Genomic DNA, 21,551 nt, shown 5'->3' with positions numbered 1-21,551 from the left:
CCCGGACCTCCGGGCGCCCTTCGGCGTACCCGGACCTGGCCGGCGCCGCCCGGCAGACAGGCAGACAGCGTGTGCGGGCCGGACGGGCCCGGGGTTCAGCGGCCGCGGGCCAACGACAGGGTGCGCCGGGCCGCCGCCACCACCGCCGCGTCGACGAACGTGCCGTCGGGGAGCGCCAGGGCACCTTCGTGTTCCGCACCCGCCCCGACGACGCGCTCGGCCTCCTCGATCTCACGCGCCGTCGGCAGGTAGGCGCGCTCGATCACCGGGAGCTGGCGCGGATGCACGGCGGCGCGGCCCAGGAAGCCCAGGGCGCGGCCGTGCGCGCAGGTCGCGGCGAGGCCGTCGAGGTCGCTGATGTCGGGGTGCACCGACTGGGGCGGGGCGGGCAGACCCGCGGCGCGCGCGGCGACCACCACCCGGGAGCGGGACCAGTCCAGCCCGGCGTCCTCCCGGAGACCCAGGTCGGCCCGGAGATCGGCCTCGCCCAGGGAGATGCCCCGCAGCGCCGGGTGCGCGGTGGCGATGGCGTGGGCGAGCTCCACGCCCAGGGCGGACTCCAGCAGGGCGTACAGCGCGGGTGCGCCGCCGGCCGCCGGGGCCGTGTGCTCGGCGACCTTGGTGATCTGCCCGGGGGAGGTGATCTTGGGCAGCCGCAGGCCGGACAGGCCCGGCAGGGCGGCCAGGGTGCCGAGGTCGGTGTCGGCGTACGGGCCGTCCAGGGCGTTGACCCGGACGTGCACCGGCACCGGCTGCGGCTCGGCGAGCAGTTCGGCGGTGGCCTCGCGGGCGTAGCCCTTGCGGTCGGGGGCGACCGCGTCCTCCAGGTCGACCACGACCACGTCGGCCCCCGACACCAGCGCCTTCGCCACCACCTCGGGCCGGTCGCCGGGCACGTAAAGCCATGTCAGGGGGGCCGGCGGGGTCACAGGGCGCCTTCCTCGCGCAGGGCGGTGAGCTCTCCCGCGGTGAGGCCGAGTTCGGTGAGGACGGCGTCGGTGTCCGCGCCGTGCGGGCGGCCGGCCCAGCGGATCGCGCCGGGGGTCGCCGAGAGCCGGAAGAGCACGTTCTGCATGCGCAGCGGGCCCAGTTCGGGGTCGTCGACGGTGGTGAGGGTGTCGAGTGCCGCGTACTGGGGGTCGGTCATCACGTCACGGACGTCCTGGACCGGGGCGATGGCCGCGTCGGCCTTCTCGAAGGCCAGGAGGACCTCGGTGCGGCCGCGTCCGGCGATCCAGGAGCCGACCGCCTCGTCGAGGACGTCGCTGTGGCGGGCCCGGTCGGCGCCGGTGGCGAACCAGGGCTCGTCGATCAGCTCGGGGCGGCCGACCAGCCGCATCACGCGCTCGGCCACCGACTGGGCGGAGGTGGAGACGGCGACCCAGCTGCCGTCGGCGGTGCGGTAGGTGTTGCGGGGCGCGTTGTTCTGCGAGCGGTTGCCGGTGCGGGGCTGCACATGGCCGAGCTGGTCGTACCAGAGCGGCTGCGGTCCGAGGACCGTCAGGATCGGCTCGATGATCGCCATGTCGACGACCTGGCCCTCGCCGGTGCGCTCGCGGGCGGCGAGGGCCGTCATGACCGCGTACGCCGTGGCGAGACCGGCGATGGAGTCGGCCAGGCCGAACGGCGGCAGGGTCGGGGGCGCGTCGGGCTCCCCGGTGATCGCGGCGAAGCCGCTCATCGCCTCGGCGAGCGTGCCGAAGCCGGGACGGTGCGCGGACGGGCCGAACTGGCCGAAGCCGGTGACCCGGGCGAGGACCAGCCGCGGGTTGACGGCGGACAGCTCGGGCCAGCCGAGGTCCCACTTCTCCAGGGTGCCCGGACGGAAGTTCTCGACGACGACGTCGGCGGTCGCGGCCAGCCGCAGCAGGGTCGCCCGGCCGCCCGGCCTGGACAGGTCCAGGGTGATCGTGCGCTTGTTGCGGCCCAGCATCTTCCACCACAGGCCGACCCCGTCCTTGTCGGGGCCGTGTCCGCGGGACGGGTCGGGCCGGCGCGGGTGCTCGACCTTGACGACCTCGGCGCCGAAGTCGCCGAGCATGGTCGCGGCGAGGGGACCGGCGAACAGGGTGGCGACGTCCAGCACGCGCAGTCCGGACAGGGGAGCGTGGGCGGCGGCGGGCCGGTGCGCGGCCGTGGGCGCGGTCATGCGGTGAACTGCGCGTCGATCTCGGAGCGGTACGGCATCGACGTCGACGCCCCCGCCCGCTGCACCGACAGCGCCGCCGCCTCGGCCGCCCAGCGCAGTGCCTCGGGCATCGGGCGGTCCTCGCCGAGCGCCACGGCGAGCGCGCCCACGAAGGTGTCGCCCGCGGCGGTCGAGTCCACGGCGGTCACCCGCGGCGCGGGCACGGTCACCGGGTCGGCGCCGCGGGCCGTGTACAGGCAGCCGGCCGGGCCGAGGGTGACCACCACCTCGGGGACCAGCTCCAGCAGGGCGGTCGCCGCCGAGCGGGCGTCGGCGCGGCCGGTGAGGGTGGCCGCCTCGTGCTCGTTGGGCACCAACAGGTCCACGGCGGAGAGCAGTTCGGGCGGGAGCGGCTGGGCCGGGGCCGGGGTGAGGATCGTCCGGATGCCGTGGGAGCGGGCCGCGCGGGCACCGGCGAGCACGGCCGGCAGCGGGATCTCCAGCTGGAGCAGCAGCGCGTCGGCGGTGGAGATCAGGACCTCGTCGCCGGGGACCAGGTGGTCGACGGTGCCGTTGGCGCCGGGGATCACGACGATGGCGTTGGCGCCCTCGTCGTCCACCACGATGTGCGCGGTGCCCGACGGGCCCTCGACCGTGCGCAGATGGTCGGTGTCGACGCCGGAGTGCTCCAGGGTGGAACGCAGCCGCGCGCCGAAGGAGTCGGTGCCGACCGCGCCGATCATCGAGACGGTCGCGCCCGCGTGCGCGGCGGCGACGGCCTGGTTGGCGCCCTTGCCGCCGGGGACCGTGCGGAACTCCCTGCCGGTCACGGTCTCCCCGAGCCGCGGGGCCTTCGCGACGTACGCGACGAGGTCCATGTTCGTGCTGCCGAGGACGGCGATGTGCGTCATGGGCGGGACGCCTCCAGGTGCGTGAGGTGGGCGAGGGTGTCGAAGCCGGTTCCGTCGAAGTCCGCGACGGAGGTCGACAGCCGGTTCTTCAGGGGGGCCGTCCAGCGGTCGGGCAGGGCGGCGGGGGAGCGGGCGAGCAGCCCCGCGATGCCGCCGGCCGTCGCGCCGTTGGAGTCGGTGTCCCAGCCGCCGGAGACCGCTCGGGTGATTCCGGCGGTGAAGTCGCCGTCCGCGTGGGTGAGGGCGGCGGCGATCAGGGCGGTGTTGGGGACGGCGTGGACCCAGTGGTACGTCGGGCCGTGGACGGCGTGCAGGGTGTCGACGACCGTGTCGAAGTCCGGTGTCCGCAGCGCGAGTTCGACGGCGTGGGTGACCGCTTTCGCCAGGCGGGAGCGGGGCGGGACGACGGTGAGGCCGGTGCGCAGGCAGGCGTGCACGTCGTGGGTGCCGGTCGCCGCCGCGGCGACGGCCGCCGCCGTGAACATGGCCGCGTAGACGCCGTTCGCGGTGTGGGTCAGGGTGGCGTCCCGGTGGGCCTGTTCGGCCGCGGCGCCCGGGTCGCCCGCGTTGGTCCAGCCGTGGACGTCCGCGCGGATCAGGGCGCCGATCCATTCCCGGAAGGGGTTGCGGTGGTGGGCCGTGTGCGGGGGCTCCACGCCGGAGAGGAGGTTGCGGTAGGCGACGCGTTCGGCGGTGAAGGTGCGGCCCGCCGGGAGTTCGTCCAGCCAGAGCCGGGCCACGTCGGCGGTGGTGAAGTCCCGGCCGTGGCGGCGCAGCAGAAGGAGGTTCAGCAGGGGGTAGTTGAGGTCGTCGTCCTCGGGCATGCCGTCGATGTTCTCGCGGAGCGAGGTGGCGGCCGAGCGGCGGTTCCAGGGGTGTTCGGCGAGGAGCGCCTCGGGGACTCCCCGGGCGGTGAAGTAGGCGGCCAGGGGCCAGTTGCCGGTGGAGCGGGCCAGGGCGCGGATGGCGTGGAGCGGCAGCTTCTCCACGGGCTTGCCCAGGAGGCAGCCGGCGGCGCGGCCCAGCCAGGCGGCTTCCAGGGCGGCCCGGGTGGGGCGAGCGCGGGAGCCTTCCGGGGCCGACGGCCAGTCGGGGCACAGCGCCTTGACGGCCGCCAGTCGCGTCGGTTCGTGGGCGGCCAAGCGGCTCGGCAGGTCCGCGAGTTCGTCCAGCAGGTCCTCGGCCAGGGTGCGCAGATAGCGGGACACCGGCCGTGCGGACGCGCCCGCCGTCGCGGGGGCCTCGTGGCCGCCCGCCGCCCGCCAGCGCGCCGCGACGGCCTTGGGCTCACGGCCGTCCTGGGCCGCCTGGGCGAGTTCGTGACCGACCAGGTCCTCGGGCTGCACCCAGGTCAGCCGGAGCACGCGGTGCCTCCGAGCCGGGCGAAGGCCCTCTCGTGGGCGCGGCGGCGCCGGACGTCCCGCTCGAAGATCTCCCGGGTGACCGCCGTCAGGTCCGCCGCCGGGGCCCACAGGTCCAGACGGCTCGCCTCCGCCACCGTCTTGGACCAGTCGTCGGGGACCGGTGAGCCGAGGGCGCCCGCGAGCGCGCCCGCCATCGTCGCGATGGAGTCGCAGTCGCGGCCGTAGTTGACCGAACCGAGGACCGCGTGCCGGAAGTCGCCCCGCGCCACCAGCAACATGCCCAGCGCCACCGGGAGTTCCTCGATGGCGTGCAGCCGGGACGGGCGGCGCGCGCCGAGTGAGGGGCTGCGGTAGTCGGGCCCGACCGTGTCGTACGGGGCGACGGCCTCGCGCAGCGGGGTGAGTGCCGACTCGAAGTCCTGGTGGCGGACGGCCGTTTCGCAGACCTTCTCGATCGCCTCCCGGGTGCCGTCCTTCGCCAGCGACAGACAGCTCTCCACGACCGAGTCCGGGGTCGCGTCCGGTGCGCAGGCCGCAGCCACCGCCGCCGCGAACACCCCCGCCGCCTCACGGCCGTACGAGGACTGGTGGGCGCCCGCGACGTCCAGGGCCTCGGCGTAGGCGGCCCGCGGGTTCGCCGCGTTGACCAGGCCGACGGGGGCCATGTACATCGCCGCACCGCAGTTGACGATGTTGCCCACGCCTGCCTCGCGGGGGTCGGCGTGGCCGTAGTGCAGCCTGGTGACCAGCCATTTCTCGGCGAGGAAGATCCGGTGCAGGGGGAGGGCCTCGGCTTCCAGCTCCGGGATCCAGCGGGGGGTGGTGATCAGGTCCGGGACGAGGTGGCCGGCGATCGCGTAGGCGTCCAGATGGTCCCGGACGCGGGCGTAGACGCGGATCAGCGCGTGGGTCATCAAGGTGTCGTCGGTGACGTGGCCGTCGCCCTTGTGGTACGGCGCGAGTGGCCTGGCCGTGCGCCAGGCCTCGCCGTTCCAGGGCCCGACGACTCCGTGGACGCGGCCGCCGTGGCGCTCGGTGATCTGGTCGGGGCTGTAGCCCTCGACGGGTCCCCCGAGGGCGTCGCCGACGGCCGCGCCGACCAGGGCGCCCGTGACGCGTTCGTCCAGGGTGTGCGCTCGGTCTGCTTGTTCTCCTTTGGGCGTCATGTCCCGAATCATCCTCCTGGTGGGGCCGGTTGTGCCGCTTCCAGGAGTCCGGCGAGTTCCACCAGGTCGGTGCCGGTGAGGCGGGGCAGGACGCAGCCGGAGAGTGTGCGGCAGGCGTCCCGCCAGGCCGCGGGCACGGCCGCGCCGCCGCCCAGCGCGCCGGTGAGGGCGCCCGCGAGGGCCGGTGCGGAGTCCGCGACGCGGGAGAGACAGGCCGCCGCGGGGACGGCCTCGGCGATACGGCCCCGCGCGGCCACGGCCAGGGCCAGGGCGACCGGGACGGTCTCGGCGGCGGCGATGCCGTAGCTGTAGACGTGGTCGACGATCTGGTGTTCCAGCAGGGGGATCAGGGCGAAGGCACTGTCCGCGTCCTCGGCCAGGCGCAGGGCGTGGCGGGCGTTGCGGGCGATCTCGGTGCCCTCGGGGAGCTGGGCCAGGGCCGCGGCGGCGCACCGGGTGACGGGTGCTCCCGTCAGGGCCAGGGACAGCGCCGCCGCCATCGCCCGCGCGCCGTGCACGCCGTCGCCGTCCTGGGTGTAGCGGGCGTCGAACTCGGCCAGGTCGGCGGCGCGTCCGGGGTCACCGGGGTGCGCCACCGCGAGGACGCAGGCGCGGACGCAGGCGGCGTCGTCGAAGTAGTGCGGGTTGTCGTGGCCGGTGGCGGGCGGGCGCAGGCCCGCGGCGAGGTTGCCGAGGCCCGCGCGCACGGAGATCCGGGCCCGCAGGGGGAGTACGGCGGACTCGACCTCCGGGGCGCGTTCCGCCGCCGCGGCGACCTCGCCGGCCACGGCGGTCCAGGTGAGGTCGATCGCGGCCCTCGTACGGCGTTCCCGGCTGAGGTCGCCGAGGGCGGTGTCGTCGCCCGCGCGCAGCAGGGCCTCCGCGGCGAAGGCCGCCCATTCCGCGTCGTCGGAGGGGCCGAGGCGGAGGGGTTCCGGGGGCTGGTTGAGGGCGATGGGGACGGGGAGGGTGGTGGTGGCGTTCTGCTCCGCGAAGGTGTCCAGTTCGCGGGTGAGGCGGCGGGTCCAGTCCGGCATTCTCGCGGCGCGGTGGCGGGCGGCGGGCCACCCGACGGCGTCGCCTGCGGCCAGGCCCAGCAGGAGGCCCTCGGTTCTGCGGGGTCTTTTGCCGCTCGGCCCTGCGGGGGTGGGCTCGGCTTCGCCGTCGCTTCGGGCCTCGGCTTCGCCTTCGGCCCGGTGTTTTCCGCCCGCACCACCCGTGCGGCTCTCGTCGTCGGGTGCGGGTGGCCCCTGTGGGGCGGATTCGCCGTTGGCGGGTGCGGGTGCGGGGACGGGTGTTGAGGTGGGTGGGTGGGGTGGGGCCGGATTTCGTGGGGTGGTTTCGGGGTTGGCGGGTGAGGGTGTTGACGGGTGCGGGTGGGGTGGGGCCGGATCCCGTGGGGTGGATTCGTCGCTGGGGGTCGGCGGTTCCTGGGGGGTGTGTTCGCCGCCGGGGGCGGGGGTGGTCGTGTCCCAGGGGCCCGGGGGCCTCATCGGGGGAGGCCCGTCTCGGCGGGGGCCGGGGTGAGGAGGTCGGCGACGTCCAGGATGTGGTGGCCCGCCATCGAGGGGAGGCAGCTGCCGCGGGCGGGGCCGATGGCGGACGCCCAGTCCTCGGGGATCGCGGCGGCGCCCTTCGCGGCGCCGGACAGCGCGCCGGCCACGGCCGCCGTGGTGTCGGCGTCGCGGCCCATGTTGACCGCCGTCAGCACCGACTCGCGGAAGTCGCCGTCCGCCGCCGCGTAGGCGCCGAAGGCGAGGGCGACCGCCTCGGGGGCCAGATCGGTCCAGGGGTAGCCGCCGATCACCACCGCCGAGCGGACCGCCCGCTCGCCGCGGTGGGCCGCCGCCACGGCGCGGCGCAGGGAGCGCGCCGTCCAGGAGTCGTCGGGGATCACCGCCAGCGCGGCGGCGGCCACGGCCAGGGTCGGGGCCCCGGCCATCGCCGCGGCGACGCCCGCCGCCACCGCCTGGCCGCCGTAGATGCCCTCGCCGTCGTGGCTGACCGAGCCGTCGATCGCGACCAGGCGGGCCGCCTCGGCGGGGCGGCCCGCCGCGAAGACGCCGAAGGGGGCCGCGCGCATCGCCAGGCCGTCGCTCCACGCGTGCCGGTGCTGGGCGGAGATGGGGGCCGCGAGACCGCGCCGGAGGTTCTCCAGCGTGCCGCGTTCGCTGAAGCCGGCGCCCCGGAAGGGGCCCTCGTCGCGGTCGGCGATCCACTCGTGCCAGGCCGCCTCGACATCGGCCGGGGTCAGGGCCGAGCCGTGCCGGGCCAGCAGCCGTCCGGAGAAGATCGCGTACTCGGTGTCGTCCGTGCCGGCCGGGTTGTCGCTGACGTAGCCGGTGATACGGCCCCAGCGGGCGCGGATCTGCGAGGGCTTCAGGTTCTCGGCCGGCGCCCCCAGGGCGTCGCCGACGGCCAGGCCGAGCAGGGCGCCACGGGCCCGATCGCGCAGTGCGGAGGCGTCCCCGGGCGCCGGGACCGGGGGGATGCAGGCGATGGATGCCATACGCGGCCTCCGTTCCGAAGGGGGTCCGCACACGGCGCGGACCCTTTGCCGATGTGTCCCACCATCAGCGGTTGACCTGAGCCTCGACGGCGCCACTGTCACCCGGTCGACATATGTGATCACTAGCGCTCGGATGAGCGTTCGAGCGTAAAACCGCAGGTTAGCCCAGCCTTTCCTTGCTGGCGAGAGGGAATGAGGAGGCGTACTGTCGGCGTTGTCGAAGAGTAGAACTTGTCCAGACTTAGCTTTGGCTTAGCTTATTGGGGGATCCCGGATGGCCATCATCGAGACCGAGGCGCCGCTGCACGAGGCGCACCGCGACAACCACACCCACCGCGATGTGAACGGCGGCTGGCTGCGCCCCGCGGTGTTCGGCGCCATGGACGGCCTGGTCTCCAACCTCGCCCTCATGACCGGTGTGGCCGGCGGTGCGGTCGGCCAGCAGACCGTGGTGCTCACCGGCCTCGCGGGACTGGCCGCCGGCGCCTTCTCGATGGCCGCGGGCGAGTACACCTCCGTCGCCTCCCAGCGGGAGCTGGTCGAGGCCGAGCTGGACGTCGAACGGCGCGAGCTGCGCCGGCACCCCCAGGACGAGGAGGCCGAGCTGGCGGCGCTGTACGTGTCGCGGGGCGTCGGGCCCGAGCTGGCCCGGGAGGTGGCCCGGCAGCTGTCCCGCGACCCCGAGCAGGCCCTGGAGATACACGCCCGCGAGGAGCTGGGCATCGACCCCGGCGACCTGCCCTCCCCGCTGGTCGCGGCCGTGTCCTCGTTCGGCTCGTTCGCGCTGGGCGCCCTGCTGCCCGTGCTGCCGTACCTGCTCGGCGCGACCGCGCTGTGGCCCGCCGTACTGCTGGCCCTGCTCGGTCTGTTCGCGTGCGGCGCGGTGGTCGCCAAGGTGACCGCGCGCAGCTGGTGGTTCAGCGGTCTGCGCCAGCTCGCCCTCGGCGGCGCCGCGGCCGGTGTGACGTACGTCCTGGGCAGCCTGTTCGGAATCGCCGTAGGATGAGCCGGCTGGTACTTATGCGATGGGCCGCATAAGTACCCCATTACCCGCTGGTTTCGGATGCGTGACCACGGGGCATGAGCCGTAAGCGCTGTGGGCAATGAGGCCTGCGGCGCACTCGCGGGACGGGCGACGAGGCCCACCCGCCCCCCGGACCGCAGGGCATCGATCTGTCCGTGCGGCCCCCACATACCTCTCGCCGCCAAGCGCGGTACCTGCGCCGATACCCGTGGCGTCCACATGCTGGAACGGATTATCCCGGTTCCCGAGAACCGATCCATCATGTAACCTGCACGAAATTTTGCACTCAGCAGAGGGCCAACGTCGTCCCTCGGCACCAGCACATGCCACATGACGACGACGGGAGAGCCGATGCGTACGCCGCGCCAGCCGTCCCAGCACTCCGCGAATGGCCAGAACTGGTCCTTCATGGATGCTCGCCCTGCTGCGCAGGGTATGTACGACCCCCGCAACGAGCACGACGCGTGCGGCGTCGGTTTCGTGGCCACCCTCACCGGCGAGGCGAGCCACACGCTGGTCGATCAGGCGCTCACCGTCCTGCGCAACCTCGAACACCGCGGTGCCACCGGTTCCGAGCCCGACTCGGGCGACGGCGCGGGCATCCTGTCCCAGGTCCCGGACGCGTTCTTCCGTGAAGTCGCCGGATTCGAGCTGCCCGAGACGGGCGGCTACGCGGTCGGTATCGCCTTCCTGCCCGAGGAGGGCACCGAGGACGCCGTCTCGCGCATCGAGACGATCGCCGGCGAGGAGGGCCTCACGGTCCTCGGCTGGCGCGAGGTCCCGGTCGCCCCCGAGCTCCTCGGCGCCACCGCCCGCTCCACGATGCCGGTCTTCCGTCAGATCTTCGTGGGCGACGGTGCCAGCACGGGCATCACGCTCGACCGCAAGGCCTTCGTGCTGCGCAAGCGCGCCGAGCGCGAGGTCGGCGTCTACTTCCCGTCGCTGTCCGCGCGGACCATCGTCTACAAGGGCATGCTGACCACCGGTCAGCTGGAGCCCTTCTTCCCGGACCTGTCCGACCGCCGCTTCGCCTCCGCGATCGCGCTCGTGCACTCCCGGTTCTCCACGAACACCTTCCCGTCGTGGCCGCTCGCGCACCCGTACCGGTTCGTCGCGCACAACGGTGAGATCAACACCGTCAAGGGCAACCGCAACTGGATGCGCGCCCGCGAGTCGCAGCTCGTCTCCGAGCTGTTCGGCACCGAGAAGCTGGACCGTGTCTTCCCGGTCTGCACCCCGGACGCCTCCGACTCCGCCTCCTTCGACGAGGTCCTAGAGCTGCTGCACCTCGGCGGCCGCTCGCTGCCGCACTCCGTGCTGATGATGATCCCGGAGGCGTGGGAGAACCACGACTCCATGGACCCGGCCCGGCGCGCCTTCTACCAGTTCCACTCCACGATGATGGAGCCCTGGGACGGCCCGGCCTGTGTCACCTTCACCGACGGCACCCAGGTCGGCGCGGTCCTCGACCGCAACGGCCTGCGCCCCGGCCGCTACTGGGTCACCGACGAGGGCCTCGTCGTCCTCGGCTCCGAGGTCGGCGTGCTCGACATCGACCCCGCCAGGGTCGTCCGCAAGGGCCGCCTCCAGCCCGGCAAGATGTTCCTCGTCGACACCGTCGAGCAGCGCATCATCGAGGACGACGAGATCAAGGCCCAGCTCGCGTCGGAGGCCCCGTACGCCGAGTGGCTGGAGACCGGTGAGATCGAGCTGGGCGACCTGCCCGAGCGCGAGCACATCGTCCACACCCACGCCTCGGTCACCCGCCGCCAGCAGACCTTCGGGTACACCGAGGAGGAGCTGCGCGTCATCCTCGCGCCGATGGCCAAGGCCGGCGCCGAGCCGATCGGCTCCATGGGCACCGACTCGCCGATCGCCGCGCTGTCCTCGCGCCCACGCCTGCTGTTCGACTACTTCACCCAGCTGTTCGCGCAGGTCACCAACCCGCCGCTGGACGCGATCCGCGAGGAGCTGGTCACCTCCCTGCGCAGCTCGCTCGGCCCGCAGGGCAACCTGCTCGACCCGACCGCCGCGTCCTGCCGGTCCGTCGTGCTGCCCTTCCCGGTCATCGACAACGACGAGCTCGCCAAGCTCATCCACATCAACGCCGACGGCGACATGCCCGGTTTCAAGGCCGCGACCCTGTCCGGCCTGTACCGGGTGCACGGCGGCGGTGACGCGCTGGCCGCGCGCATCGAGGAGATCTGCGCCGAGACCGACGCCGCCATCGAGAACGGCGCCCGGCTGATCGTCCTGTCGGACCGCCACTCCGACGCCGAGCACGCGCCGATCCCCTCGCTGCTGCTCACCGCGGCCGTCCACCACCACCTCATCCGCACCAAGCAGCGCACCGAGGTGGGCCTGCTGGTCGAGGCCGGCGACGTCCGCGAGGTCCACCACGTCGCCCTGCTCATCGGCTTCGGCGCCGCGGCCGTCAACCCCTACCTCGCGATGGAGTCCGTCGAGGACCTCGTCCGCGCGGGCACCTTCCTCACGGACATCGAGCCCGAGAAGGCCATCCGCAACCTGATCTACGCCCTCGGCAAGGGCGTCCTGAAGGTCATGTCCAAGATGGGCATCTCCACCGTCGCCTCCTACCGCGGCGCCCAGGTCTTCGAGGCCGTCGGCCTCGAAGCGCCCTTCGTGGAGAAGTACTTCAACGGCACCGCCTCCAAGATCGGCGGCGTCGGCATCGACGTGGTCGCCAAGGAGGTGGCCGCCCGCCACGCCAAGGCCTACCCGGCCTCCGGCATCGCCCCGGCGCACCGCGCGCTGGAGATCGGCGGCGAGTACCAGTGGCGCCGCGAGGGCGAGCCGCACCTGTTCGACCCCGAGACGGTCTTCCGCCTCCAGCACTCGACCCGCAGCAAGCGCTACGACATCTTCAAGATGTACACCGAGCGCGTGAACGAGCAGTCCGAGCGCCTGATGACGCTGCGCGGCCTGTTCGGCTTCAACTCCGGCCGCCCGTCCATCTCCGTGGACGAGGTCGAGCCGGTCTCCGAGATCGTCAAGCGCTTCTCCACCGGCGCCATGTCGTACGGCTCCATCTCCAAGGAGGCGCACGAGACGCTGGCCGTCGCCATGAACCAGCTGGGCGCCAAGTCCAACACCGGTGAGGGCGGCGAGGACCCGGAGCGCCTGTACGACCCGGCCCGCCGGTCCGCCATCAAGCAGGTCGCCTCCGGCCGCTTCGGCGTGACCTCCGAGTACCTGGTCAACGCGGACGACATCCAGATCAAGATGGCCCAGGGCGCCAAGCCCGGCGAGGGCGGCCAGCTGCCCGGCCACAAGGTCTACCCGTGGGTCGCCAAGACGCGTCACTCGACGCCGGGCGTGGGCCTGATCTCCCCGCCGCCGCACCACGACATCTACTCCATCGAGGACCTGGCCCAGCTGATCCACGACCTGAAGAACGCGAACCCGCGGGCGCGGATCCACGTGAAGCTGGTCTCCGAGGTCGGCGTCGGCACGGTCGCGGCGGGTGTGTCCAAGGCGCACGCGGACGTGGTCCTGATCTCCGGTCACGACGGCGGCACCGGTGCCTCCCCGCTGACCTCGCTGAAGCACGCGGGCGGCCCCTGGGAGCTCGGCCTCGCCGAGACCCAGCAGACCCTGCTGCTCAACGGCCTGCGCGACCGCATCGTCGTGCAGACCGACGGCCAGCTGAAGACCGGCCGCGACGTGATCATCGCCGCGCTGCTGGGCGCCGAGGAGTTCGGTTTCGCGACCGCGCCGCTCGTCGTCTCCGGCTGCGTCATGATGCGCGTCTGCCACCTGGACACTTGCCCGGTCGGCATCGCCACCCAGAACCCGGTCCTGCGCGACCGCTTCTCCGGCAAGGCCGAGTTCGTGGTGAACTTCTTCGAGTTCATCGCGCAGGAGGTCCGCGAGCTGCTCGCCGAGCTGGGCTTCCGCTCCATCGAGGAGGCCGTCGGCCACGCCGAGATCCTCGACGTGCACCGCGCGGTGGACCACTGGAAGGCGCAGGGCCTGGACCTGGAGCCGCTGTTCCACGTGCCCGAGCTGCCCGAGGGCGCGGTCCGCCACCAGGTGATCGCCCAGGACCACGGCCTGGAGAAGGCGCTCGACAACGAGCTGATCAGGCTCGCCGCCGACGCGCTCGCCGCGGACTCCGCGACCACCGCCCAGCCGGTGCGCGCCCAGGTCGCCATCCGCAACATCAACCGCACGGTCGGCACCATGCTCGGCCACGAGGTGACGAAGAAGTTCGGTGGCGCGGGCCTGCCCGACGACACCGTCGACATCACCTTCACCGGCTCGGCCGGCCAGTCCTTCGGTGCGTTCGTGCCGCGCGGCGTCACGCTGCGCCTGGAGGGCGACGCCAACGACTACGTCGGCAAGGGCCTGTCGGGCGGCCGGGTCGTGGTCCGCCCGGACCGCGGCGCCGACCACCTCGCCGAGTACTCCACCATCGCGGGCAACACCATCGCGTACGGTGCGACCGGCGGCGAGCTGTTCCTGCGCGGCCGTACCGGCGAGCGCTTCTGCGTCCGCAACTCCGGCGCGCTGGTGGTCTCCGAGGGCGTGGGCGACCACGGCTGCGAGTACATGACCGGTGGCCAGGCGGTGGTCCTCGGCGAGACGGGCCGCAACTTCGCGGCCGGCATGTCCGGTGGCGTCGCCTACGTCATCGACCTGGACCGCGACAACGTCAACGTGGGCAACCTCGACGCGGTCGAGGCCCTCGACGACTCGGACAGGCAGTGGCTGCACGACGTCGTGCGGCGCCACCAGGAGGAGACCGGCTCCACGGTCGCCGAGAAGCTCCTGGCCGAGTGGGACACGGCGGTGAACCGCTTCAGCAAGATCATCCCCAGCACGTACAAGGCAGTGCTCGCCGCCAAGGACGCCGCCGAGCGAGCCGGTCTCTCCGAGTCGGAGATCACCGAGAAGATGATGGAGGCGGCGACCAATGGCTGACCCGAAGGGCTTTCTGAACCACGGCCGCGAGGTCGCCAAGTCCCGTCCCGTCGACGTGCGGCTGAAGGACTGGAACGAGGTCTACGTCCCCGGCTCCCTGCTGCCGATCATCAGCAAGCAGGCCAGCCGGTGCATGGACTGCGGCATCCCGTTCTGCCACAACGGCTGCCCGCTGGGGAACCTGATCCCCGAGTGGAACGACTACGCCTACCGCGAGGACTGGTCGGCCGCGCAGGAGCGCCTGCACGCCACCAACAACTTCCCCGAGTTCACCGGCCGCCTCTGCCCGGCGCCCTGTGAGTCGGCGTGTGTGCTCGGCATCAACCAGCCGGCCGTCACCATCAAGAACGTCGAGGTCTCGATCATCGACAAGGCGTGGGAGACCGGTGACGTCGCCCCGCAGGCCCCCGAGCGGCTGTCCGGCAAGACCGTCGCGGTCGTCGGCTCGGGCCCCGCGGGGCTGGCCGCCGCCCAGCAGCTGACCCGGGCCGGCCACACCGTCGCCGTCTACGAGCGCGCGGACCGCGTCGGAGGCCTCCTCCGGTACGGCATCCCCGAGTTCAAGATGGAGAAGCGGCACATCAACCGCCGTATCGAGCAGATGCGCGCGGAGGGCACCCGCTTCCGCACCGGCGTCGAGATCGGCCGCGACCTGAAGTCCACGGACCTCAAGAAGCGCTACGACGCCGTCGTGCTGGCCGTCGGTGCCACCACGGCCCGCGACCTGCCGGTGCCGGGCCGCGAGCTCCAGGGCATCCACCAGGCCATGGAGTACCTGCCGCTGGCCAACAAGGTCCAGGAAGGTGACTACGTCACCGCCCCGATCACGGCAGAGGGCAAGCACGTCGTGGTCATCGGCGGCGGCGACACCGGCGCGGACTGCGTGGGCACCGCCCACCGCCAGGGCGCGGCCTCCGTGACGCAGCTGGAGATCATGCCGAGGCCGGGCGAGGACCGGGCGCCGCACCAGCCGTGGCCGACCTTCCCGATGCTCTACAAGGTCACCTCCGCGCACGAGGAGGGCGGCGAGCGGGTCTACTCCGTCTCCACCACCCACTTCGAGGGCGACGAGGACGGCAACGTCCAGTGGCTGCACCTCGTCGAGGTCGAGTTCGTCGACGGCAAGCTGACCCAGAAGCCGGGCACCGAGCGCAAGATCCCCGCCCAGCTGGTCACCCTCGCCATGGGCTTCACCGGCACCGACCGGGACAACGGCCTGGTGGAGCAGTTCGGTCTGGACCTCGACGAGCGGGGTAACATCGCTCGCGACGCCGACTTCCAGACCAACGTGCCGGGAGTGTTCGTCGCCGGTGACGCCGGCCGCGGCCAGTCCCTGATCGTGTGGGCGATCGCGGAGGGCCGCTCGGCCGCCCGCGGCGTCGACCGCTTCCTGACCGGAGCCAGCGACCTGCCGGCGCCGATCCGCCCGACGGACCGCGCGCTGACGGTCTGACCGGCCCGAAAAGACGTCCCGTACAAAGGCGTACGGAACACTGGTGGCGCCTGCCTGTCCCCGACCCGGACACCTCGGTAGGCGCCGCCGCATTTTCCCGGCCCTCCGTGCCCCGCTCCCCGGACCGGCTTCCCGGACCGGCTTCCCGGGACTGGCTTCCCGGACCGGCTTCCCGGACCCGCTCCCCGGGACTGGCTTCCCGGACCCGCTCCCCGGGACTGGCTTCCCGGACCCGCTCCCCGGGACTGGCTTCCCGGGACTGGCTTCCCGGACCGGCTTCCCGGGACCCGGTTCCCGTGACCCGGTTCCCGTGACCCGGTTCCCGTGACCCGGTTCCCGTGACCCGGTTCCCGGGACCCGCCGGGCGGCGGCCCGCCCGGCGCTTCTAGCGGGCCACCAGCCCCTCGAACCGTACGGTCGCGTCCTCCGTGTACGCCCCGACCGAGCCGAGCAGATACGGCCGTTCGGTGTCGGTGAAGGTCACCAGGGTCCGCCCGCCGACCTCGACCTGGAGCACGGGCCCCCGCTGCTCCACCCGCACCCGGTGCCAGTCGCCCACGGGGTACTTCCGGTGCCCGGTGGCCAGGAAGCGCTGGCCGCCCGAATAGGCGGGGTCACGCTTGCCCAGCTCCCAGCCGTTGGGCTTGAGGGTGACGTAGTAGAAGTGCTCCGGGTCGGAGTACCCCCACACCAGCCAGGGCACCTCCCACGGGTTCGGCTCCGGCACGCGCAGCTGCCTCACCGTGCGCATCCGCGCCTCGAACGTCACGTCCGTGTACGTCGTGGTGCTCACCACCAGACCCGCGTGCGTGGTGGCGGACGTCCTGGCAATCCGGGGCGAGAGCGACAGGCTGTCGTCGTCACCGGTGTTGGTGCCGTGGCCGTTGAACACCGAGAGCCAGCGGCCGTGCGTGGAGCTGTCGGCCCAGGGTGCCGGGGGCGGCTCGGGGTCCTTCCCCCCGCACCGGCTCACCGTGACCGCCAGCAGCGCCGCCAGCGCCAGCCCGGCCGCGAGCCCCGCGAGGAGCCGCCCCCCGCGGCCCGGAGGAGGAAGGGAGTTCCGCCGCCGGGGCCGCAGGAGGGAGGACGTCATGCCGCAGAGTATGGCCCGGCGGCCGTCGCCCCGACCGGCACATCGGCCGCGAAGTCCTCGGCCAGTTGCGCCAGTACGCGGCTCGCGGCCCGGCCGTCGCCGAACGGGTTGCCCGCGTTCGCCATCCGCCGGTACTCCTCCGGATCGTCCAGCAGCCGCTCCGCACAGCCGACGATGGCGTCCGGGTCGGTGCCGATCAGCCGCGCGGCACCCGCCTCCACCGCCTCGGGGCGCTCGGTGGTCGTGCGCAGCACCAGCGCCGGCTTGCTCAGGCTGGGCGCCTCCTCCTGGATGCCGCCCGAGTCGGTGAGCACCAGGTCGCACTCAGCCAGCGTGGCCGCGAAGTCCAGGTAGTCCAGGGGCTCGACCAGCTCGATGCCGGGGTGTCCGTCCAGCTCGGGCAGCAGCGCGTCCCGCACGGCGGGGCTCTTGTGCAGGGGCAGCACGATCTCGACGTCCCCGCGATGGGCCAGCCGGCGCAGCGCCCGGCCCATGGCACGCATCCGGTCGCCCTGGTTCTCCCGGCGGTGCAGCGTCACCAGGATGCGGCGGGCCTCCGTCCGGAACGCGGACGCCCCGGTGCCCTCGGCCAGCACCCACAGCAGGTTGTCGATCACGGTGTTGCCGGTGGTGAACACCTGCTCGGCGCGTACCCCCTCGTCCGTCAGATGCCGTGCGGCACGCGCCGTCGGGGCGAAGTGCCAGCGGGCGATACGGCCGATCAGGCAGCGGTTGAGCTCCTCGGGGAAGGGGTTGTCGAGCACCCCCGTGCGCAGCCCGGCCTCCACGTGCGCGACCGGGATCTTCTCGTAGAACGCGGCCAGTGCCCCGGCCAGCGCGGTCGTGGTGTCCCCCTGCACCACGACCAGGTCGGGCCGTTGCGCCCGCATCGCCCCGCCCAGTTCCTGGACCAGACGGGCGGTGAGATCGGACAGCTCCTGCCGGGTGCGCATCACGTCCAGGGAGATGCGCACGTCGACGCCGAGCAGACCGAGCATCTGGTGGAGCATCTCGCGGTGCTGGCCGGTGGTGACGACGACGGGTTCGAACTGTTCGGAGCCGGCCATCGCACGGGCCACCGGGGCCAGTTTGATCGCCTCGGGCCGGGTGCCGAGCACGAGCATGGCGCGTACGGGCACGGCGGACGGGTGTGTGGACATGGTTGAGCCCCCCTAGGGCACGCGCGATCGCACAACCGCGCAGATATGAGAGATACGGCGGGCCGCCGCGTGACTGGGCGGCTCGTCGCGTGAGATGGGCGGACCTCCGGCGGCGCGCACGGGTCAGGCGCGCGTGGGTGTCCTCGGCGAGGACCGCGGCGGGTCAGGTGCGTGCGGTCCTCGCCGAGCTCCGCGGCGGGTCAGGTCCGCGCGGTCTTCAGCCAGGTCCGCTTGCCGGTGAGCATCCGCCAGAACCCCCACCAGCCGGCGGCGAACCAGATGTAGCCGTAGAAGACGAAGAGATGGGCGAGCAGCACCGAGCGCACCAGTCCCAGTTCGCGCTCGCGCCTGGCGTAGACGAAGCCGTAGGTGTAGGCCGCGGTGAACGACAGCAGATACGGGCCCAGCAGCCACATCGGTGAGACGAGGGAGTGGCCGGCCTGCACGGAGGCCACCACGGTCGCCACCAGGGCGACGACGAACGACAGCGGTAGCAGCGAGGTCAGCAGGATCAGCACCGGGCTGGACAGGTGGTAGAGGAGGTCGAGCGCGGGCCGCAGCGGCACGTCCCGCAGGATGAGCGGGACCAGGTTCGCGGACTGCAGGTGGCCCTGGAACCAGCGCGAGCGCTGCCGGATCAGCCGCTTGAGGCTGAGCACGGCCTGCTGGGAGACCGCGGCGGTGACGCAGTGCTGGTTGGTCCAGCCCTTGGCGATCAGCCGCACCCCGAGGTCGAGGTCCTCGGTGAGGCTGTCGCTCCACGGGCCGTCCCCGTCCAGCGTGTCGAGCGCCGACAGCCGCATGAACTGGCCGTTGCCGCCCATGCCGACACTGCCGATGAACCGGCGCGCGCTCTGGAAGACGTCGCCGTAGACGACGAACTCCATGTCCTGCATCCGGGCCAGCAGGCCGAGCCGCCGGTTGTACATCCGGACGCAGACCTGGACCGCGCCCGTGCGGGGATCGTCGAAGTAGGGATCCACGGACTGCATGATGTGCGGATCGAGCCGGCCGTCGGCGTCGACGACGCACAGGACCACGTCATCGGGGTCGTATCCGGCCAGCAGACCCGATTCCCGCAGGTGGCGCACTCCGTCGTTGAGCGCGGCGCCCTTGCCCCGGCGCGCGTTCGGCGGGTTGCGCCGGTGCAGCCGGACCCGGGGCCCGGCGCCGAGCGCGATCTCGGAGGTGCGGTCCTCCGAGCCGTCGTCGATCACCAGTGCCATGAAATTCCCGGCGGGCAGAGCGGTGATGCGCGCCAGGCTTTCGGAAAGCACGGTCTCCTCGTTCAGGCAGGCGAGGAGAAATACATAGAAGCGTTCTCTCCGGTCCGTCCGGGAGCGGCGAATTCTTCGCCGGGACAGCAGGAACATGCCCGTGTTGTAGCAGCCGGCCAGCACGATCAGCGTGATGGCGGACCACAGCAGCACCTCAACGATCACGTCTGCTCCCGGCTTCGACCTGCGGCGCAGCCTTCGCCGGGCGGGCCTCGCGGCGCAGCTTGGCCCTGGCCAGGAGTATCAGACAGGCGGTCAGGCAGTAGAGCAGAAATCCGGCTCCGGCCGTCGCCTGTAATGTTTTGGCCAAAGGCAGGCCGGGCAATGCCTCCGGTGCCGCCATTGCCCCTGCCATGGGCAGCAAGGCGCCGAGAGCGGGTCGTCCGTACATCTTCCCCCCACATTTCACAGCGCGTCCCCGTCGCGCGATGGTGAACGTAGCAGACCCTGAAGGCGGTCAAGAAGAGGATCAGAAAAAAGCCGGAGTTCGACACTTCGGCCGGATCTGTCGGGCATCCTGGAATTCTCCCGATGCCTCGTCGACACCCCTCCCGGGTCGGCAGAGGAATCGGGTGCCTTCGTACGCGCAAGTACCTTTGCCCAATGGTTGGCAAAGTGGGGGGAAGAACGTGAGACCAGTCATCCCGTCCTGGAGACGGGGGAGTTTTCGAATTTCCGTCGTCCTGATGCTGCTGGCCGCCCTGCTGGGCGGCTCTTTCATGACCTCGGGCGCACAGGCGGCAGGGGACCACCGGCACCCCGGGGAGAAGACCGGCGCGAAGTCAGGAGTCAGCCGGGTCGACCTGAAGGGCTGGGCGAAGGCCCAGCTCAAGGCCGACCGGGCGCGCCACAAGGGGCACGGCGGGACACGGGTGGCGCTGGCCCGCACCGCGGCCGGCCCGTCGCTCACCGCCTCCTCGCTGGCCCGTCAGGCCACCGCGCTCACCCCGGCCCGGACCGCCCGGACCACGGCGTCCGCCGCGGCGGACGCGGCCGCCGGTCCGACCGCCCTCGTCCTGTTCGACACGGCGGGGCCCTACGGACACCTCGGCGAGCTGTACGCCATGGCCGCGGCCAACCTCGCCGGCCACTTCGGCCCCGTCACCGCCAGGCCCGTGCAGCAGTACACGGCGGGCCTGGTCGAGTCGTACACGGCCGTCGTCTACATCGGCTCCACCTACTACGGCGGCCCGGTCCCGGACCAGATCCCCGCCGCCTTCCACCAGGACGTGCTGACCACCAGCAAGCCCGTGACCTGGATCGGCGCCAACATCTGGGGCATGGCCAACACGGTCGGCGTGGGCCAGTTCACCCAGAAGTACGGCTGGGACCCGACCAACTCCTACTACGGCGCCGGCGGTTCGGTCGGCACCGTGACCCAGGTGACGTACAAGGGCCAGACCCTGACCCGGAAGATCCCGGCCGGGCAGGACGGCGGCGTGCTGCGCCCCACCGTGCTCACCGGGCCCGGCTACCCCGCGGTCACCCGTCTCGCCGAGGGCCTGGACACCACCAGCGGCGACACCTTCGGCTGGGCGGTCCGCTCCGCGAACCTCACCTACCTCGGTGAGATCCCGTTCGCCTTCGTCTCCGAGAGCGACCGCGTCATCGTCTTCGAGGACCTCCTCTTCGACGCCCTCGCCCCGGCCACCGCCGAGCGCCACCGCGCGCTGGTCCGGCTGGAGGACATCAGCCCCAACTCCGACCCGGCCGAACTGCGCGCCATCGCCGACTACCTGTACTCCGAGCGCATCCCGTACGGCATCAACGTGGTCCCCGTCTACACGGACCCCAAGGGCGCCTACAACGAGGGTGTCCCCGAGACCGTCCGGCTCACCCAGCGGCCGCAGCTGGTGGGCGCGCTGAAGTACATGCTGGCCAGGGGCGCGGTGCTGATGAACCACGGCTACACGCACCAGTACGGCAACCTCGACAACCCCTACAACGGCGTGACCGGTGACGACTTCGAGTTCTACCGGGCGCACGTGGACGCGTCGAACACGGTCGTCTACGACGGTCCGCTGAGCGAGGACTCCGCGCTCTACGCCCAGACCCGGGTGACCGCGGCCCTCGCCGAATTCGCTCTCGCCGGACTTCCCCGGCCCACGCTGTGGACCACTCCGCACTACGCGGGTTCCCGTACCGATTACCAGGTGTTCAGTTCGAATTTCAACGCACGGCTCGAACGTTCGCTGTATTTCGGTGGCACGCTCACCGGAGCGGCCTCCGATCCCAACCGGTTCATCGGGCAGTTCTTCCCCTATGTGGTCCGTGATGTGTACGGGACAAAGGTAATTCCGGAGAACATCGGGAATTACGAGCCGGAGGAGTACAACAACCACCCGCCGCGGCTGCCGGCCGACCTCGTCGCCTCGGCGAGGGCCAATCTCGCCGTCCGGGACGGGTTCGCCAGTTTCTTCTACCACCCGTACTTCCCGGTACAGCCGCTGAAGGAGACCGTGGAGGGCATCAAGGCCCTCGGCTACACCTTCGTCAGTCCGGCGGTGCTGTGAGGGCACCGC

14 protein-coding genes are annotated in these 21,551 nt (G+C 72.5%); 4 read left to right on the top strand and 10 right to left on the bottom strand.

Translation table 11 applies throughout. The annotated features are described in order from the left end of the window. Positions 1-95: 95 nt before the first annotated feature. Genes ACFYR0_RS20035 through ACFYR0_RS20005 form a run of 7 tightly spaced genes read right to left on the bottom strand, consistent with a single transcriptional unit; the run spans position 96 to position 8,078 of the window. Positions 96-929, bottom strand: coding sequence for an HpcH/HpaI aldolase/citrate lyase family protein (locus ACFYR0_RS20035; RefSeq protein ID WP_389329456.1), 834 nt, complete (start codon positions 927-929; stop codon positions 96-98). Then, positions 926-2,149 carry a CaiB/BaiF CoA transferase family protein gene (locus tag ACFYR0_RS20030; protein ID WP_389329453.1) on the bottom strand — a complete coding sequence of 408 codons (1,224 nt, stop codon included), beginning with the start codon at positions 2,147-2,149 and terminating at the stop codon, positions 926-928. The genes ACFYR0_RS20035 and ACFYR0_RS20030 overlap by 4 nt, the downstream gene beginning before the upstream one ends. Continuing rightward, positions 2,146-3,039, bottom strand: coding sequence for a ribokinase (gene rbsK, locus ACFYR0_RS20025; RefSeq protein ID WP_389329450.1), 894 nt, complete (start codon positions 3,037-3,039; stop codon positions 2,146-2,148). Before rbsK ends, ACFYR0_RS20030 begins: the two co-directional genes overlap by 4 nt. Further along, on the bottom strand, positions 3,036-4,403 hold the full coding sequence (locus ACFYR0_RS20020) for an ADP-ribosylglycohydrolase family protein (protein WP_389329447.1): 1,368 nt from the start codon (positions 4,401-4,403) through the stop codon (positions 3,036-3,038). Before ACFYR0_RS20020 ends, rbsK begins: the two co-directional genes overlap by 4 nt. Further along, a complete protein-coding gene (locus tag ACFYR0_RS20015; RefSeq protein WP_389329444.1) occupies positions 4,391-5,569 on the bottom strand; it encodes an ADP-ribosylglycohydrolase family protein in 1,179 nt (392 codons plus the stop codon). The genes ACFYR0_RS20020 and ACFYR0_RS20015 overlap by 13 nt, the downstream gene beginning before the upstream one ends. Before the next feature lie 8 nt (positions 5,570-5,577). Continuing rightward, positions 5,578-7,062: an ADP-ribosylglycohydrolase family protein gene (locus tag ACFYR0_RS20010; RefSeq protein ID WP_389329441.1), complete on the bottom strand. Its 1,485-nt coding sequence runs from the start codon at positions 7,060-7,062 to the stop codon at positions 5,578-5,580. Further along, a complete protein-coding gene (locus ACFYR0_RS20005) occupies positions 7,059-8,078 on the bottom strand; it encodes an ADP-ribosylglycohydrolase family protein (RefSeq protein WP_389329438.1) in 1,020 nt (339 codons plus the stop codon). The genes ACFYR0_RS20010 and ACFYR0_RS20005 overlap by 4 nt, the downstream gene beginning before the upstream one ends. 274 nt (positions 8,079-8,352) lie before the next feature. Between ACFYR0_RS20005 and ACFYR0_RS20000 the strand changes: the two genes are divergently transcribed. The 3 genes from ACFYR0_RS20000 (at position 8,353) to ACFYR0_RS19990 (ending at position 15,499) form a co-directional block, all read left to right on the top strand. Beyond that, complete coding sequence (locus ACFYR0_RS20000) at positions 8,353-9,084, top strand: VIT1/CCC1 transporter family protein (RefSeq protein WP_389329435.1); 732 nt, start codon at positions 8,353-8,355, stop codon at positions 9,082-9,084. Positions 9,085-9,453: 369 nt separating this feature from the next. Further along, positions 9,454-14,046 carry a glutamate synthase large subunit gene (gltB, locus tag ACFYR0_RS19995; protein ID WP_389329803.1) on the top strand — a complete coding sequence of 1,531 codons (4,593 nt, stop codon included), beginning with the start codon at positions 9,454-9,456 and terminating at the stop codon, positions 14,044-14,046. Further along, positions 14,039-15,499: a glutamate synthase subunit beta gene (locus ACFYR0_RS19990; protein WP_389329432.1), complete on the top strand. Its 1,461-nt coding sequence runs from the start codon at positions 14,039-14,041 to the stop codon at positions 15,497-15,499. The genes gltB and ACFYR0_RS19990 overlap by 8 nt, the downstream gene beginning before the upstream one ends. A 385-nt stretch (positions 15,500-15,884) precedes the next feature. Here ACFYR0_RS19990 and ACFYR0_RS19985 read toward each other — a convergent pair whose 3' ends face one another. The 3 genes from ACFYR0_RS19985 to ACFYR0_RS19975 all read right to left on the bottom strand — a co-directional run bounded on the left by ACFYR0_RS19985 (position 15,885) and on the right by ACFYR0_RS19975 (position 19,194). After that, positions 15,885-16,592: a calcium-binding protein gene (locus ACFYR0_RS19985; protein WP_389329429.1), complete on the bottom strand. Its 708-nt coding sequence runs from the start codon at positions 16,590-16,592 to the stop codon at positions 15,885-15,887. After that, complete coding sequence (gene wecB / locus ACFYR0_RS19980; RefSeq protein ID WP_389329426.1) at positions 16,589-17,752, bottom strand: non-hydrolyzing UDP-N-acetylglucosamine 2-epimerase; 1,164 nt, start codon at positions 17,750-17,752, stop codon at positions 16,589-16,591. The genes ACFYR0_RS19985 and wecB overlap by 4 nt, the downstream gene beginning before the upstream one ends. Before the next feature lie 200 nt (positions 17,753-17,952). After that, positions 17,953-19,194, bottom strand: coding sequence for a glycosyltransferase (locus tag ACFYR0_RS19975; RefSeq protein WP_389329423.1), 1,242 nt, complete (start codon positions 19,192-19,194; stop codon positions 17,953-17,955). A 521-nt stretch (positions 19,195-19,715) separates the two neighbouring features. Between ACFYR0_RS19975 and ACFYR0_RS19970 the strand changes: the two genes are divergently transcribed. Continuing rightward, positions 19,716-21,542 (top strand): DUF2334 domain-containing protein, encoded by a 1,827-nt coding sequence (locus tag ACFYR0_RS19970; protein WP_389329420.1) that lies wholly within the window; start codon positions 19,716-19,718, stop codon positions 21,540-21,542. The last annotated feature ends 9 nt before the right edge of the window (positions 21,543-21,551 follow it).

It is taken from the genome of Streptomyces sp. NPDC005017, assembly GCF_042873115.1.
Classification (GTDB): domain Bacteria; phylum Actinomycetota; class Actinomycetes; order Streptomycetales; family Streptomycetaceae; genus Streptomyces.
This window is presented reverse-complemented; position numbering and strand designations above follow the sequence as displayed.

Coding starts and splice junctions, on each gene's coding strand:
- ACFYR0_RS20005 (WP_389329438.1), bottom strand. CDS start 8,078: ATGGCATCCATCGCCTGCATCCCCCCGGTCCCGGCGCCCGGGGACGCC.
- ACFYR0_RS20030 (WP_389329453.1), bottom strand. CDS start 2,149: ATGACCGCGCCCACGGCCGCGCACCGGCCCGCCGCCGCCCACGCTCCC.
- gltB (WP_389329803.1), top strand. CDS start 9,454: ATGCGTACGCCGCGCCAGCCGTCCCAGCACTCCGCGAATGGCCAGAAC.
- rbsK (WP_389329450.1), bottom strand. CDS start 3,039: ATGACGCACATCGCCGTCCTCGGCAGCACGAACATGGACCTCGTCGCG.
- ACFYR0_RS19970 (WP_389329420.1), top strand. CDS start 19,716: ATGCTGCTGGCCGCCCTGCTGGGCGGCTCTTTCATGACCTCGGGCGCA.
- ACFYR0_RS20010 (WP_389329441.1), bottom strand. CDS start 7,062: ATGAGGCCCCCGGGCCCCTGGGACACGACCACCCCCGCCCCCGGCGGC.
- ACFYR0_RS19985 (WP_389329429.1), bottom strand. CDS start 16,592: ATGACGTCCTCCCTCCTGCGGCCCCGGCGGCGGAACTCCCTTCCTCCT.
- ACFYR0_RS20015 (WP_389329444.1), bottom strand. CDS start 5,569: ATGACGCCCAAAGGAGAACAAGCAGACCGAGCGCACACCCTGGACGAA.
- wecB (WP_389329426.1), bottom strand. CDS start 17,752: ATGTCCACACACCCGTCCGCCGTGCCCGTACGCGCCATGCTCGTGCTC.
- ACFYR0_RS20000 (WP_389329435.1), top strand. CDS start 8,353: ATGGCCATCATCGAGACCGAGGCGCCGCTGCACGAGGCGCACCGCGAC.
- ACFYR0_RS19990 (WP_389329432.1), top strand. CDS start 14,039: ATGGCTGACCCGAAGGGCTTTCTGAACCACGGCCGCGAGGTCGCCAAG.